We start from the raw sequence: 14,104 nt of genomic DNA on the forward strand, positions 1-14,104 counted from the left end.
GAAGATAATATAAAGAGGAGGCTTTTCTTATGGCAAAAATATTGATTGTGGATGACTCCGCGGTATCCCGAAAAAAATTGCGAAACATTCTGGAAGCGGCCAATCATGAAATTATTGGTGAAGCCGGTGACGGCACAATGGGTCTGAAAAAGTATCAGGACCTGTCGCCTGATCTGGTCACGATGGACATTACCATGCCTGATGTTGATGGGATTACGGTGTTAAAAAATATCATCAAAGTGAACCCAACGGCCAAAGTCGTGATGATTACCGCCCTGGGCAAAGGCAGTACCATTCTGGAGGCGCTCAATGCCGGCGCTAAAAACTATATTACCAAGCCTTTTGCCAATGATCAGGTGATCAACACGATTGCGGAAGCATTAGCTTAATGATTAAAGGGAGCGATTTCCCATGATTGAAACGATTGCCAAACTGGCCCAGGTGGCACCAACCTTTTCGGCAATGGCGACGGGGAGCACGATTCATCATTACTTTGAACAAAACAAAGAAGCTGAAGGGGTTGTCATTGTTAATGGCAAAGAACCGGCAGGGATTCTGATGCGGAATGATTTCTACCAGAAAATAGGCAGTCAATTTGGCTATGCTTTATATATGAACCGTGAGGTGACCCTGTTGATGAAACCGGATCTTACCTGTGTCGACAAAGGCTGTGATATGGCGAAGCTGGGTTTTATTGCAATGAGTAGAAATCAGGATAGTATTTATGATTTTATTGTGATCCTGGAAAATAAAAATTATGCTGGCGTGGTCAACATCCGGGAGTTTTTAATCGAAATGTCGAAAACCAAGGAACGGGAAATCAAACTATTAAATGCCCAGCAGCGGATCTTAAAAGAAACCAATGAAGCCGAAAAGCGACACCGGCTTGAGATTGAGCAAAAGAATGCGGCGATTAAGAATCTTTTGGATCATGCTGGCCAGGGTTTTCTTTTCTTTGGCAGCGATTTGATTATTTCCGAAGAATACAGTCGCGAGTGCGATAGTATCTTCGGTTTTTCAATTGGTCAGCAGCCTTTTTTAGCGGTGTTAAAAAGGTTTGTTGACACGGACTGTCTCGGGATGATGCAAAATATTTTTGACACTGTTTTTAATGATGCCAATCAAACCCAGAACAGGGTTTACCTGTCGATTTTACCAACCGAATTAAAAATTCATGAGCGCTATATTCAAACCGAATATAAAATCATTCCCCATCAGACGGGCAAATCAATTATGATGATATTAACCGATGTGACCCAAAAAAAAGCGTTGGCGCTGAAAAACGCGGAAGAAAAGGATAATATCAAGCTGATTGTGCGGGCGATCAGCAGTAAAAGCGAAATCACGCAGTCGATTGCGGAATTGCAGGGGTTTATTGACAAAGATGTCATTCCGCTGCTGGATAACAACCAGAGCCCGCAGCTTATTTTACAGTATCTTTTTCGGATGGTTCATACCATGAAAGGCGATTTTTCGCTTAACGCCCTGCATCATACAGCCCAGGCGCTGCACCGGCTGGAAGACAGCTTAAGCGCGATGCAAAAACGGATTGAAACCATCAGCAGCGATGAAATTCGTGCATTTATTGGCCAGATTGACGGCGATCAACTGTTGGAAAAGGATATTGGCATTATCAGCGAAGCCCTGGGGGCTGGTTATTTTGAAAATGAAGATCGGGTGACCGTCAGTCGACAGCGGATGGCCGCCATTGAAAATAAAATTGCAGCGGTCTTTAAAAGCGAAGAGCAGGCAGTGATCCTTAAGTTGTTTGACAGTCTGTTCTATCTCAATGTCAAAGACATGATTACAGATTACAACGAGTATGTGCAGACCCTGGCCGACCGTTTCGGTAAAAATATCGGCGCCATCATCGTGACCGGGGATGATATTTTTATCAATCGCGATCGCTATGCGCCGTTTATCAAATCCCTGGTTCATGTGTTTCGCAATATCACCGATCATGGCATTGAAGACCCGGATCAGCGGGATTGCCGGGGAAAACCGGAATACGGGGAAATTACCTGTGCGCTGAAAAATGAAGGCGATCAATTCGTGATTTGCCTGGCCGATGACGGCAGCGGTATTGATCTGGATATCATCGGGAAGAAAGCCGTGGAGAAACAGATCTATTCCGCTGCGGAGTTTTCTCAATTAAGCAGAGCGCAAATGCTGGCAACGATTTTGCGGGACGACTTTTCCACCCGGGATAGTGTCGATTTGTATTCAGGCAGGGGCGTCGGCCTGGCTGCAGTGGCTGCCGAAATCGCAAAAATAGGCGGAAAAATAACGATCGACAGCGAACGGGGTCAGTATACCCGCTTTACCTTTGTGGTTCCATTCGATTGACGCGAAATGGTAATGGTTTGCATAAAATTACTTTTGCAAAGCAAATATTTCCTATGCTATACTATTTATAACTTTGAATAAATACTGGAGGGTAAATTTATGGGTAAAATAAGTATTATAACAAGTGGTAATGCACATGATTTCAATCGAAAACTGAGTGAAGCCTTTGCACGTGGCGGTAAACTGGTTGGTGGAATTAAATCAATTCCTAAAGGAGATGAGTCACGCATGGATTGCGAATATGACTATGTTACCTTTGTCAGCTATGAACAGGCAAGCTAGCAGCGTTTAATCAGGCAGCAAAAATAAAACTAAAATATTGTGTGAACCGAGCCACAGTGTAATGCTGTGGTTTTTTGTATCTGAAAGCAGAATAGATTGCCGTTTTCAACCGGGCGTGATGCGATCGTCGCCGCAGCCACTCGTGAACAGTCTGATTTTTGTAATCCGGCGGCTTTGAAACAGCAGCTGAAACGGGGATAAACCTTGTGGTTGCGGAGGGGGATCAAATATTGGCGTTGATTAAATGTTTTAAGCGGCAAGATCCAGGGTATGACGATATAATAAGCATAAAAAATCAAGTTTTTAGACATTTTTACAGGAGGATATTGTGATGATGACAAAAAGAATCAACGTTTCGCTTTTGGCAGGTGCTGTGTTAGGGGTAGTTTGTATCATTGGTGCATTGGTAAGATCCGGATTTCAAATTGAATACTACCTGCTGTTTTCACTGTGGTACAACCGGCTGCTGATGGGCCTGGTGATCGGACTGCCCTGGCCGAAGATCGGACTGCTCAAGCGGCTGGCCCGGGGGGCTGTGCTGGGCCTGATCGTCTCCTTTGCCTTTTACAGTGCGACCGGTTTCACCGATGTGGTCAGTTTTTTGGCCGGGATTGTCTATGGGATCATCATCGAGTACCTGGCTTTTCGCGCTGAACCGGCTTAAAATTTAGTTACAAGTAAATTAGTATATTGATTAAAATTTCCTAAAGTGGTATGATAACGTTATCAAATTACTGATCAGAAAAAGAATACGAAAGGATGTGGTTAATCATTTCGTATTCAATTTTAGCTTACTAGGAGGTAGTGAAATGTTTCAGGGCGGTTATATGGGAAAAGTGTTGCGGGTGAATCTCACCACAAAAACAGTAGCGGTTGAAGATTTACCGGAAAAGATTGCCAGAGATTATATTGGTGGCGCCGGTTTTGGGGTGAAATACCTGTTTGATGAGGTCCCCGGTGATGTCGATCCCTTGGGGCCGGATAACAAGCTGATTTTTGCACCGGGTCCACTGAGCGGTACCCCGGCGCCCTGTGCCAGCCGGATGGCCGTGACCACCAAATCACCGCTGACCGGGGCAGTGGGGATGTCCCTGTCGGGGGGCTATTTCCCGGTGGAACTGAAATTTGCCGGCTACGATGTCCTGATCATTGAGGGGCAATCCGAAACCCCGGTTTATCTTCATATTAAAGACGACAAGGTAACCATCAAAAATGCCGCAAAACTCTGGGGTATGGATACCCAAATCACCCAGACCATCATCAAGCAGGATGTGAATGATCAGAATACCCGGATTGCCTGTATTGGCCAGGCCGGTGAAAACCTGTCAAAAATGGCGGCCATCATCAACGAACGCCGGGCCTTCGGCCGCAAAGGGGTGGGCGCGGTGATGGGTTCCAAGAACCTCAAGGCGATTGCTATCCGCGGCAGCGGTCTGGTACCGCTGGCCAACCCGGAAGCTTTTGAGACGGCCCGAAAATTTATGCTGGGTGCGATGAAACAAAGCCCGGTGCTGTATCCGGAGTTTTCCAAACTGGGAACCTCGATGGTGGTCGATGCGACCTCAGCAATGGGTATTTTTCCCTCCGAAAACTATCGTAATACCGGCGAAAAGGATTATTCGGCGAGCATCGGGGTAGAAGCCAGCATCAGCCGCAACAAGGGCAGCGAACACTGCTATGGCTGCCCGGTGGGCTGTACCCAGCTGAAACTGGCCAAGGGCCAGGGCTATGAAGGGGGCATGTCGGACCCCGAATACGAAACCTATTACAGCCTCGGCAGCGTCGTGGGCGTTGAAAGTGTCGACAGCATTATTTATAATGACATGCTCTGCGACAAGTATGGCCTGGACACCATGTCGGTAGGCGTCACCATCGCCTTGGCGATGGAGCTTTTTGAACGGGGGATGCTGACCGCCGCGGACACCAATGGGATTGATCTGCACTTTGGCAATCATCAGGCGGTAACCCAGCTGATTGAGGAAATCGCTTTCCGCCGGGAGGGCCTGGGTGAGTTACTCTGTGACGGTTCCCGGATCTTGGCCGAAAAAATTGGCGGAGACGCCGGGGATTTTGCGATGCACATCAAGGGCCTGGAACTGCCGGCCTATGACCCCCGGGGTGCCAAAGCCCACGGCCTTAATTTTGCCACCAGCTATACCGGAGCTGACCATAACCGCGGCTACGCCTTCCAGGAAGTCTTTGGGATACCGGTACCCAACGCCTATGACCGCTTTGCCGTGGCCGGCAAGGGCTGGCTGACCAAGTGGAACCAGGATATCCGCTGTGCCACCACCGACTGTCCGACGATGTGCGGTTTTCTGATGGATATGGCGGTACCGGCCATTGCCGAGCAAAACACTGCCGATCTGGTCAGCAGTGCCAGTGGTATACCTCTAACCAAAGAGGACATTGGCAGGGTGGGGGAACGGGTCAATAATCTGGCCCGGGTCTTTAATATCTCCGCCGGTTTTACCCGGGCCGACGATACCTTCCCCAAACGGATCATCGATGAGACCATCAAGGAAGGGGGCTCCAAAGGCCAGCGGATTTCTCAGGAAGATCTGGAGTTGATGCTTAACGAGTATTATGAAGCGAGGAACTGGGGTCAGGATGGAGTGCCCACCCGGGAAAAACTGACCGAACTGGATCTGCCGGAAGCCGCCGCCCTGCTGGAAGCCAGAGGCTTGCTTGCGGATGATTGAAACAGCAGCGTAATCATATGATTACCGTTGAAATTACCACCATCATGGGCTTAAAAGCCCTGATGGGTGGTAACAAGGATCAGTTCCTGACGCTGCCTGATGGGGCGACGGTTGCGGATGCCCTGGATCAGCTCGGCAAAATTTATGGACCGGCACTGAACGACCGGATTTTTAATGACGTGCATCAGCTCAATCCGGGGATTGCGGTGTTTGTTAATGGCTGCGTGATCTTTGCCCGGTTGGGGCTTGAGACCCCATTGCAGGATTGGGATGCGGTTTTGATCTTTCCACCGGTGGGTGGGGGATGAATAACGAAGGAATCAGCAGGGCTGGTTCCTTTTTTTGTACGGTGGGGTCAGCACCACCGTTAGCGGAATTAATGAGAATAAAACCAGGTTTCCGTAAGAAGATGAAAGGCTGGCATGGTAGGCATTGACGAATGGGTTTTATCCGTGTAAACTGGTATTAAGATAATGAGAATTGAATGACTGCAACCTGGTGGGAGGATGGCATTGATGAACATTACATTGAAAGAACTGATTACTTCATTTACAAAATCAATTGATCTATATAATTATTTACTGAAGGACCATCACCGCCGGACGGCCATTGCCGCCTATCATATTGGGGTTCAGATGGGGTTGCCGGCCGAACGACTGAGTGATCTCGTCATTGCCGCATCTTTACACGATATTGGGGCCCTGACCGTTGGTGAAAGAGATGATCTGATTCAGATGGATGTGGAGAATCCTTTTCCGCATAGCAGCCTGGGCAGCTATATGCTGTCTTCATTTTCGCCTTTTGCGCAAATTTCAAAGATCATTTTTTATCATCATTGGCACTATGATCAGGACAGCAACTATCTTTCCGAACTGGGCCCGGTACCCTTGGAATCCTATATTCTCCATGTGGCTGACCGGACCGATATTCTGGTTCAGCCAAATTGTTCGATTCTGGCCCAAAAACAAAAAATAATCGCCAAGATTCAATCCTATGGTGGCACCGTTTTCGCTCCGGAAGTGGTGGCAGCCTTTAGTGAACAGGCTCAGAAAGATTCTTTCTGGCTGGATTTTGACAACTGGGAGATGGAAACAATTCTGAGTCTTGGCATTTCAGAGCAATATGAGATTATGATGACCATGGATTTATTAGAGGAGTTTGCCCTGACGCTGTCCAAAATTATTGATTCGCGCAGTAAGTTTGCCATTTCCCACTCTTTTGGGGTGAGTCAGGTGGCCTATGTGCTGGCCCAAAAAATGGGTTATTCCGAAGAAAAATGCCGTAAAATCCGCGTGGCCGGTTTGCTTCACGATATGGGTAAGATTGCGGTGGCGACGGAGATCATTGAAAAAAAAGGGGCACTGACCGAAACGGAAAGGGCCGATATCAGAACCCATGCCTATTTTACCTTTCTGATTCTGGGCCACATAGAAGGCTTAGGAGAGATTGTTGAATGGGCTTCCTGTCATCATGAAAATCATGATGGCAGCGGCTATCCGATGAATCTATTGAATGCTGTCATTACGCAGGAGATGGATATTGTCTCCTATGCTGATATTTATACCGCCCTGTCAGAAGATCGGCCGTACCGGAAAGGGCTGTCACCAGACCAGATTATGCAAATTCTTGAGGATGAATATTTATGCAAGCATGGCGAGCCGGTCTTTGCGATTATTCAAAATAATTTAGATGAAATTGATGCGATCTGCATGGCATCGGTGCAGGAAGGTATTTCCCGTTTTGAGGTCTATCAAAAAATGGCCGAACAACAAGAGCGAATCATCAAAAAAGTCTGACCCCGTCCCTTGATAAGTTCCCGAAATCAGTAAAGCTATTTCATGGAAAAATTGTCAGCGCAAAGCAGTAAGAGCAGTTGGGAAAAATTGATTATTTTTTTGGTGCTGGCTGAGCCTGTTTTTAATGGGTATAAAGTTTCAAAACAAAAGAACACGTGAGAAATTTATTCAGGAGGAAGAGAATGAAAAGAGTATTGTCCCTATTTCTGGTTGTCAGTCTATTGTTGCTGTCAACCCCGGTCGTCTGGGCCGAAAACCCGGTCCATGAGCCCATCACCGCTGAACTGATCTTATTGGTGGAGCATAACCCCGAGCTGGAAACCCTGCTGGTTAAATCCATTGACCAGGCCAAAACCGTCAATCCCGACAAAAATTCCAATCCGGTCCAATCGCTGGATGAGTTTTATGACTTTATTGACTGGGCTGCCAAAGCCATGCCCTGGACTATCCTGCCCAATGTTGGCGACACCTATCCGGGCCTCTACGATCAGATCGATCAAAGCCTGGATTATTTTTACTATATCACCGATCAGCCGTTAGCAGAGCTGGAAGGTATGGGGTATTATAATAATTCACTGCAATACCACGAGCCGTACCGCTCCTGGATGATCAAATTCACCAAGGAATGGGGGGAATATCTGAGCACCCCGGCATCCTGGAATGACAGCTATTATCAGACTGCCTATAACAATCCCGATTTTGGATTACAGAATGGCTGGTATGAAGACCCGTCCAACTGGAAAAGCTTTAATGATTTTTTCAGCCGCTATCTGGTTTCGCCCTCCGTCCGTCCGATTGCTTCACCCGAGGACGATGGGGTGGTAGTGGCGCCGGCCGATTCGGTCCCCCAGGGGGTCTGGCAGGTCAACGGCGATTCCCGGGTTGTCGGGGATGGGGTAAAAATAAAATCCCAGACCTTTGATTCGATTCCCGCGCTGCTGGGCGCCGGCAGTGCTTATAGTGATGCTTTTGCCGGTGGCGTCTTGACTCATACCTTTTTGAATGTCCAGGATTATCATCGCTTCCACTTCCCAGTGGGGGGAACCATCCTCGAGGTCCGTACGGTTTACCAGGACGATGCCGTGGGCGGTATCACCTATTGGGATGAGGAAGCCCAGCGCTACATGCTCGATGAAGGCGGCTATGGCTGGCAGGCGGTGGAAACCCGGGGCTGTGTGATTATCGAAACCGCTAATGATGGGCTGGTGGCCCTGCTGCCGGTGGGGATGTCCCAGGTTTCCTCGGTTCTTTTTGAAGACAATATCAAGCCCGGGACAGTGGTAAAAAAGGGCGACATGCTCGGTTATTTCCTTTTTGGCGGATCGGACTATGTGATGATCTTCCAGAATGGCGCCGGCTTTGAAATGACTGCTGCCCAAAATAGCGATGGTGAAGGCTATGCCCACTTGCTGATGGGCGAAGCCTATGGCGTGATGACCGGTACCCCGACAGCCTACGCCGATCCGGGAGTCTGGGAAAATGCCATCGCCGTGATCCTGATGGTCGTGCTGATTGGCGGCGTTGCGGTGGCAACCCGAAAAACAAAAGCGGTTTAAGCAATCGTGGTCCCGGTAGAAAAATAACAAAAGCAGTTATGGGGGTTGAGAAAAAACCCATCAAAAAAGCCGTCCTTCCTTTTCGGGAGGGACGGCTTTGCCTTTTGCTACATTTTAAACAGCGGCCCTTTGATGTCAAGTTCGGCGGCGGCGGCCAGCCGCTCGATGCCCTCCATGGCAATGCTGACGGTGCTTTCGACGTGGATAAAATCGATGGCGCTGACGTCGTAGAGAATATTGGCCTGGGCCGGGAATTCATCATCGCCATCCCAGAAAAGAAATTTGACTGGCAGACAGTCAAAGGCGTTGACGAGACCGCCGGCATCTGAGTGGGACAGGTTGCTGCCGCCCAATGCTCGATAGGCCTGGGACAGCTTCTCCGTCTGTCCGGTGAAGGTCAGGGCCAGGGGCACAAGAACATGATTCTCAAAGGCCATGGCAAAGGGGGAGGCGCCGCGCAGCTCCCGGAAGGGCACCCATTTATCTTGGAAATGGGCCTGGGGTGAGACAAAGCCCAGCAGGGTATAAATATTCAATTGGCTGATGATCTCGGCCGGCTGAAAATCTGGAATGGTGACGATTTTTCCGGTTTCGTGATGAATCCCAAATTTTCGATCATAGAGCTTCACAGTCAGATAGTCCGCTTCAAGTTTAATTTCCGGCAGTTTTTCCAGCAGTTGCTGTTTATCCATATCCAGAAATTTCAGCCGCCAGTTCTCGCAGGCTTTCAAGTAATTATTGGTCGTATCATTTAACATCTAATTGCTCCTTTAAATTTAAGTCAGGCACTCATTTTCCTGATTGGTAGAGATACCCGCTTCAGTGTAACAGGCCGGCGGGATTAACTCAACCAAATTTTGCAACATAGATTGAAAATTCTGTCTATTTCAGTTAAACTTAACTGATGCAAGCAAACAACTCAGAAACAGGATGTGCCCCGCTGGCAGAACTTTTTAGGCATCGACTAAGGCGTCCCGACAGCTTAAAAAAAGACGGGGAAATCAGTTATTTCACCGGAAAGGCATCCTGGTACCCTTGTTTTAAGGAATTGATTAGGGTACAATAAAATCAAGTTTATTTAGAGATTAACCAAAAGGAGTGCTTACCTTGATTGATAAAGCCATTAACAAAGATACGAAAAAAACAATTCTCTATACCCTGGGGGTATTTCTGATTCTCAGTCTGGTATTTTTTCTGATTACGCTGGTGATCCAGATTAATGCTGACACGGTTTCAAAAAATGACATCATGAGCCACGAAGAACAGCAGCTTGACGTGGAAAAAACCATCGTTGCCAACAAGGTCAACCGACTGACAACGGATCTGCTTTATGTCTCTGATGCCTTAAAACTGGGCGACAATGGCCGGGGCGATTATTCTGATGTGGAGGATCATTGGCTGGCCTTTGCCAACCGCAAAATGATCTATGATCAGATCCGCTTTATTGATGCCGATGGCAATGAGGTGATCCGGGTCAATTATACCGATGACGGTGCCACCCTCACCGATAGTGACGCGCTTCAGAACAAGGCTGATCGCTATTATTTTACGGAAACGATTGGTCTGGATGATGACCAGATTTATATTTCCAAACTGGATTTAAATATGGAAAACAATCAGATTGAGCAGCCCATCAAACCGATGATCCGGCTGGCCACCCCCTATTATGGTGCCCGCGGGCAGTTGGAGGGAATCGTGGTGCTAAATTATGCGGCCGATGATATGCTGAGTCAGGTCGAAAAAATTGCCTCCACCAGCCAGGGTCAAATTTTTATGCTCAATGCCGATGGCTATTGGCTTTACAACAGCGGCGACAGCAGTAAAGCCTGGTCATTTATGTACGATAACCGCCGCGATGAGAGTTTTAAAAATGATTTTCCCGATATCTGGCAGGCCATTCAGACCGATGCAAGCGGTTCAGTGATTTCTGACGCGGGGGTTTTCAATTATTCGAAAATTATGTCGGATGATGAGTTTGTTCTTGATAGTGACCATTCGCTGGCCCTGGGGTTAGGGGACTGGACCATTGTTTCCTATATTCCGCCGGACAGCGACGACGGCCAGCTGCTGACCGGCAACCTGTTTGATACCGTCCTGCTGGTTCTTAAAAATAATCTGTTCGCTTATTTTCTGATTTTCATGCTGGCCTTATTTTTAGGGGCAGTGCTGACCATCAATAAGGTGAAGAATGATGAGATTAAATATTTTTCTGAATATGATGCGATGACGGGGATCTTTAATCGCCGCACCGGTTTTGAAAAGCTGGCCCAGTTATATAAAAGTACCGAGAAAAACGAAAGCGAAATCTCGGTCTGCTTTATCGACATCAATGGTCTCAAGGACGTCAACGACTATCTCGGCCATGATGTCGGCGATGAGTTGATCTTAACCATCACCAACGGCATCAAAGACAAGATCCGGGTCAATGATTTCGTCGCCAGACTGGGCGGCGACGAGTTTTTGATCATCTTTGAAGGTCTCGATGAAACCGGGGCCGAAGCCGTCTGGCAACGGATTGTGGCAGAATTCGAGCAGATCAATGAAACCGAAAACCGCCGCTATGTCATCAGTGCCAGCCATGGCATCGAAACCTTCAGCGGTGGTTCCAATGAATACATCGACACCATCATCAACCAGGCCGATGCAAAGATGTATCGGGAGAAAAAAATCATCAAAAAAGATTTAAAAATCATCCGCGACTTTAAACCCGATGACGCCACCGGGCCCGTACCGCAGTAGTGCTTGGGTAGACGACGGACAGGTATTAAAATTGACATGATCATACAAAAAAGTCCACGGCAGCAATGCGGTGGACTTTTTGCGGTAATCACGGCGGCATGGTTCCGGTGCGGTAACTGTTTTACAGCTTATAAATATTTTGACTCCAGCGTGGCCAGGATGTTGAGATAGTAAGCCGGAATTCCCTGTTGCTCGGCTTCGGCTTCGAAGACATCGGTTTGCGCATTGATCTGGGCCAGGATTTCCGGGGCCAGCTGCTTTTCAGCAAAGGGATAGACCACCGTGTCTTCTTTGGCGATATGACGGGCCAGATGGTTGGCATAACCAATCGCATTGGCAATCACATCCAGGCGGCTTTCATCATCGCCGGCCTGCACCCGGAGCAAGGCGGCTTTTAATTCCGCAATAAACAATCGGCCCCAGTCATGTTCGACCAGCATTCCGTGTGAAATCAGATTGGTGCCCATCTTCCCCAGATGATCGACCATTTCTTTAAAGAGAAACTTTTCTTCTTTGCCATGATGATGGACATCGGCATAATTGGCGATAAAGTCAATCATCTGGTCAAAGTCTTCGTAATGGATGGGGTCGCCCTTCATCACCTGAGCGCTGGCGGCTCGGACCACGCCCAGCATCCGGATAATATTGGTGTGTTCATAGACCATTAATTCAATACTGTTCATTAACTTACCCTCCTGATGACACTGGTTACAGCATCGGTTTTTTCATAGACTAAGCCGGTGTTTTCCAGAACACCGCGGATCAGGGCTTCTCGCAGGGCATAATAGACCGCAATGTCGCCGCCGACTTCGCTCCAGTAGTTGCTGTGGACACATCTGTTGCGCTGCCAGATCACCTGTTCATCGCTTTCTGCGATCAGGGCATTGGCGTGATCACAGGGCATTCCGTCCAGCAAGCTGTCGCTGATCAGCTTATAGGCAGCGGCAGCGGTCAGATTGGCCTGGGATAAGGAACGGCCGGTGGCGCTAAAAATTGCTGCGATCAGCTGGTAGTTGTCGGGGTCTTGTTTTAGCAGTGCGGTTACACTATCAGCCAGTTTATATTCTGACCGGGTGACATTAATCTGGAGCCAGCCGTGAATGTTGCCTTCATCGATGACGGATGCTAACGGCCGGGTTTCTGAAATGCCATAGCGTTGGTCCAGTTCGTCCCGGCGCTGTGAAGCCGTCTCTCCATTTAACGCAAGGAAATCCGCCACCATTTCCTGTTGTATCTGAATTTTGTTATAGACCCAAAAATGAATCGGTCCTAAAAATTTACTCATATTTGTCCTCCTAAGATGGCGGCTCAATTTATAACCGCCGTTGTTTTTATTTGATGAGTTCATTATAACCGCTTTTTTGTAAGTAATTGTAGCTGTGGCTACAAAATACAAGAATCTTTGTGGTATACTAAGCTCAAGTTAAAAACAAATTATTGTATTCACAATAAATCTCAGGAGGTTTTACCATGCAAAAAGTAACGAAAGATATGAAAATTGGTGAGTTGTTAAGAATAGATGGTGGTTTTGCACCGATCTTATTAGAAATCGGGATGCATTGTCTCGGCTGCCCCTCATCGCAAATGGAAACCATCGAAGAAGCCTGCCAGGTGCACGCCACCAGCGCCGATGCTTTGGTGGATAAACTCAACGCCCACCTGGCTTCACTGTAAGCCGGGAAGCAGGCTGGTAAAAAAAGACCGTATCGACCAATTGTTAATCTGTTGTATGCGCGCAATTCGTACAGTTGCTAAATTTGTTGATCTTGATACTTCAGTATTTTGTGCAACTGTTCGCCTTGAGGCAAACAACATGATGTAAGAATTGTCGGTACTGGGCTAGTAGTTTTATTACAGTCTTGAGCGCCTGATAACCGGGCGCTTTTTTTTCGATCTTTACGGAATCGAGCGACTGTCGTATAATAAGGCAAAACCGACAGCGCATCGGGTCGCGCGTTTATAAAGAAGAAAGAGGGAACATTGATGGAGAAATTTTATGGGACACTGGAAAAAAGTCCGTTGTTTGATAATATCAAAGCCGATGAATTTAAAGTCCTGATGACCTGCATCAATGGCAATATCCGGAAATTCAGCAGTGATGACTATGTTTTTCTGGCTGGCAGCCAAATCAGCTTTGTGGGGATCGTTCTCACTGGTGCGGTTGAAATTATCAAAGAAAATCCCGCTGGCGCCAGACTGATTATGGATGTTTTAGGCCCGGCCCATATTTTTGGGGAGGGGATTGTCTGCACCAAAGCCCGAATCGCCCCGGTGAGCGTTCGTGTCAAAGAAGAATCCCAGATCTTATTGATTCCCTTTGAACGGATCATCAGAACCTGCGGCAACGCCTGTAATTTTCACTTTCAGCTGATCCAGAATATGATGATGCTGTTGGGTGAAAAAAACTTCCGGATGAATTCTAAAATTGAGCTACTGATGCTAAAAGGGATGCGGGAAAAGCTGGCCACCTATCTGATTCAGGAGTCCCAGACAAACAACAGCCGGAGCTTTGATATTGTCCTCAACCGCAACGAGTTGGCCGAATACCTCAATGTCTCCCGCACCGCCATGAGCCGGGAGCTGAGTCGGATGAAGGACGAGGGACTGCTGGATTACTACCAGAATTCCTTTAGAATCCTCGATCTCGATCAATTAAAGGATTGCCTGATGATCTAAGCGGCAA

14 protein-coding genes are annotated in these 14,104 nt (G+C 47.7%); 11 read left to right on the plus strand and 3 right to left on the minus strand.

Features of this window, described 5'->3' with window-relative positions; all coding sequences use genetic code 11:
• Nucleotides 1-29: 29 nt before the first annotated feature.
• The 8 genes from ACEW8F_RS06580 (at nt 30) to ACEW8F_RS06615 (ending at nt 8,682) form a co-directional block, all read left to right on the plus strand.
• Nucleotides 30-389: a response regulator gene (locus ACEW8F_RS06580; RefSeq protein WP_373482675.1), complete on the plus strand. Its 360-nt coding sequence runs from the start codon at nt 30-32 to the stop codon at nt 387-389.
• A gap of 22 nt (nt 390-411) precedes the next feature.
• Nucleotides 412-2,346 carry an ATP-binding protein gene (locus ACEW8F_RS06585; RefSeq protein ID WP_373482676.1) on the plus strand — a complete coding sequence of 645 codons (1,935 nt, stop codon included), beginning with the start codon at nt 412-414 and terminating at the stop codon, nt 2,344-2,346.
• Nucleotides 2,347-2,445: 99 nt separating this feature from the next.
• Entirely contained in the window at nt 2,446-2,628 is a 183-nt protein-coding gene (locus tag ACEW8F_RS06590) for a hypothetical protein (protein WP_373482677.1), read from the plus strand.
• 331 nt (nt 2,629-2,959) lie between these two features.
• Nucleotides 2,960-3,292 carry a hypothetical protein gene (locus ACEW8F_RS06595; RefSeq protein WP_373482678.1) on the plus strand — a complete coding sequence of 111 codons (333 nt, stop codon included), beginning with the start codon at nt 2,960-2,962 and terminating at the stop codon, nt 3,290-3,292.
• Between the two features lie 145 nt (nt 3,293-3,437).
• Entirely contained in the window at nt 3,438-5,330 is a 1,893-nt protein-coding gene (locus tag ACEW8F_RS06600) for an aldehyde ferredoxin oxidoreductase family protein (RefSeq protein WP_373482679.1), read from the plus strand.
• Between the two features lie 17 nt (nt 5,331-5,347).
• Complete coding sequence (locus ACEW8F_RS06605; protein ID WP_373482680.1) at nt 5,348-5,638, plus strand: MoaD/ThiS family protein; 291 nt, start codon at nt 5,348-5,350, stop codon at nt 5,636-5,638.
• 207 nt (nt 5,639-5,845) lie between these two features.
• A complete protein-coding gene (locus tag ACEW8F_RS06610; protein WP_373482681.1) occupies nt 5,846-7,126 on the plus strand; it encodes an HD-GYP domain-containing protein in 1,281 nt (426 codons plus the stop codon).
• Nucleotides 7,127-7,308: 182 nt separating this feature from the next.
• A complete protein-coding gene (locus ACEW8F_RS06615; protein WP_373482682.1) occupies nt 7,309-8,682 on the plus strand; it encodes a phosphatidylserine decarboxylase in 1,374 nt (457 codons plus the stop codon).
• A 107-nt stretch (nt 8,683-8,789) separates the two neighbouring features.
• Here the strand turns inward: ACEW8F_RS06615 and ACEW8F_RS06620 are convergent, their stop codons facing one another.
• Nucleotides 8,790-9,440: a DUF3786 domain-containing protein gene (locus tag ACEW8F_RS06620; protein WP_373482683.1), complete on the minus strand. Its 651-nt coding sequence runs from the start codon at nt 9,438-9,440 to the stop codon at nt 8,790-8,792.
• Nucleotides 9,441-9,789: 349 nt separating this feature from the next.
• Here ACEW8F_RS06620 and ACEW8F_RS06625 point away from each other — a divergent pair, with 349 nt between their 5' ends.
• Nucleotides 9,790-11,421 (plus strand): diguanylate cyclase domain-containing protein, encoded by a 1,632-nt coding sequence (locus ACEW8F_RS06625; RefSeq protein ID WP_373482684.1) that lies wholly within the window; start codon nt 9,790-9,792, stop codon nt 11,419-11,421.
• Between the two features lie 128 nt (nt 11,422-11,549).
• On the opposite strand, the gene ACEW8F_RS06630 is transcribed toward ACEW8F_RS06625, so the two are convergent.
• The gene (locus tag ACEW8F_RS06630; RefSeq protein WP_373482685.1) at nt 11,550-12,104 is read right to left on the minus strand and encodes a hemerythrin domain-containing protein; all 555 of its coding nucleotides are present in this window, start codon (nt 12,102-12,104) and stop codon (nt 11,550-11,552) included.
• Entirely contained in the window at nt 12,104-12,706 is a 603-nt protein-coding gene (locus ACEW8F_RS06635; RefSeq protein WP_373482686.1) for a hypothetical protein, read from the minus strand. Before ACEW8F_RS06635 ends, ACEW8F_RS06630 begins: the two co-directional genes overlap by 1 nt.
• 185 nt (nt 12,707-12,891) lie before the next feature.
• On the opposite strand from ACEW8F_RS06635, the gene ACEW8F_RS06640 reads away from it, so the two are divergent.
• Both ACEW8F_RS06640 and ACEW8F_RS06645 read left to right on the plus strand, forming a co-directional pair.
• Nucleotides 12,892-13,095 (plus strand): DUF1858 domain-containing protein, encoded by a 204-nt coding sequence (locus tag ACEW8F_RS06640; RefSeq protein ID WP_373482687.1) that lies wholly within the window; start codon nt 12,892-12,894, stop codon nt 13,093-13,095.
• Nucleotides 13,096-13,404: 309 nt separating this feature from the next.
• Nucleotides 13,405-14,097, plus strand: coding sequence for a Crp/Fnr family transcriptional regulator (locus ACEW8F_RS06645; RefSeq protein WP_373482688.1), 693 nt, complete (start codon nt 13,405-13,407; stop codon nt 14,095-14,097).
• The last annotated feature ends 7 nt before the right edge of the window (nt 14,098-14,104 follow it).

Source organism: Acetobacterium sp. (assembly GCF_041752335.1).
GTDB lineage: Bacteria > Bacillota > Clostridia > Eubacteriales > Eubacteriaceae > Acetobacterium.

Bases quoted from the DNA above. Each gene is read 5' to 3' on its own strand.
- ACEW8F_RS06600 (WP_373482679.1), top strand. From the start codon at position 3,438: ATGTTTCAGGGCGGTTATATGGGAAAAGTGTTGCGGGTGAATCTCACC.
- ACEW8F_RS06580 (WP_373482675.1), top strand. From the start codon at position 30: ATGGCAAAAATATTGATTGTGGATGACTCCGCGGTATCCCGAAAAAAA.
- ACEW8F_RS06605 (WP_373482680.1), top strand. From the start codon at position 5,348: ATGATTACCGTTGAAATTACCACCATCATGGGCTTAAAAGCCCTGATG.
- ACEW8F_RS06640 (WP_373482687.1), top strand. From the start codon at position 12,892: ATGCAAAAAGTAACGAAAGATATGAAAATTGGTGAGTTGTTAAGAATA.
- ACEW8F_RS06590 (WP_373482677.1), top strand. From the start codon at position 2,446: ATGGGTAAAATAAGTATTATAACAAGTGGTAATGCACATGATTTCAAT.
- ACEW8F_RS06585 (WP_373482676.1), top strand. From the start codon at position 412: ATGATTGAAACGATTGCCAAACTGGCCCAGGTGGCACCAACCTTTTCG.
- ACEW8F_RS06635 (WP_373482686.1), bottom strand. From the start codon at position 12,706: ATGAGTAAATTTTTAGGACCGATTCATTTTTGGGTCTATAACAAAATT.
- ACEW8F_RS06630 (WP_373482685.1), bottom strand. From the start codon at position 12,104: ATGAACAGTATTGAATTAATGGTCTATGAACACACCAATATTATCCGG.
- ACEW8F_RS06620 (WP_373482683.1), bottom strand. From the start codon at position 9,440: ATGTTAAATGATACGACCAATAATTACTTGAAAGCCTGCGAGAACTGG.
- ACEW8F_RS06610 (WP_373482681.1), top strand. From the start codon at position 5,846: ATGAACATTACATTGAAAGAACTGATTACTTCATTTACAAAATCAATT.
- ACEW8F_RS06645 (WP_373482688.1), top strand. From the start codon at position 13,405: ATGGAGAAATTTTATGGGACACTGGAAAAAAGTCCGTTGTTTGATAAT.
- ACEW8F_RS06595 (WP_373482678.1), top strand. From the start codon at position 2,960: ATGATGACAAAAAGAATCAACGTTTCGCTTTTGGCAGGTGCTGTGTTA.
- ACEW8F_RS06615 (WP_373482682.1), top strand. From the start codon at position 7,309: ATGAAAAGAGTATTGTCCCTATTTCTGGTTGTCAGTCTATTGTTGCTG.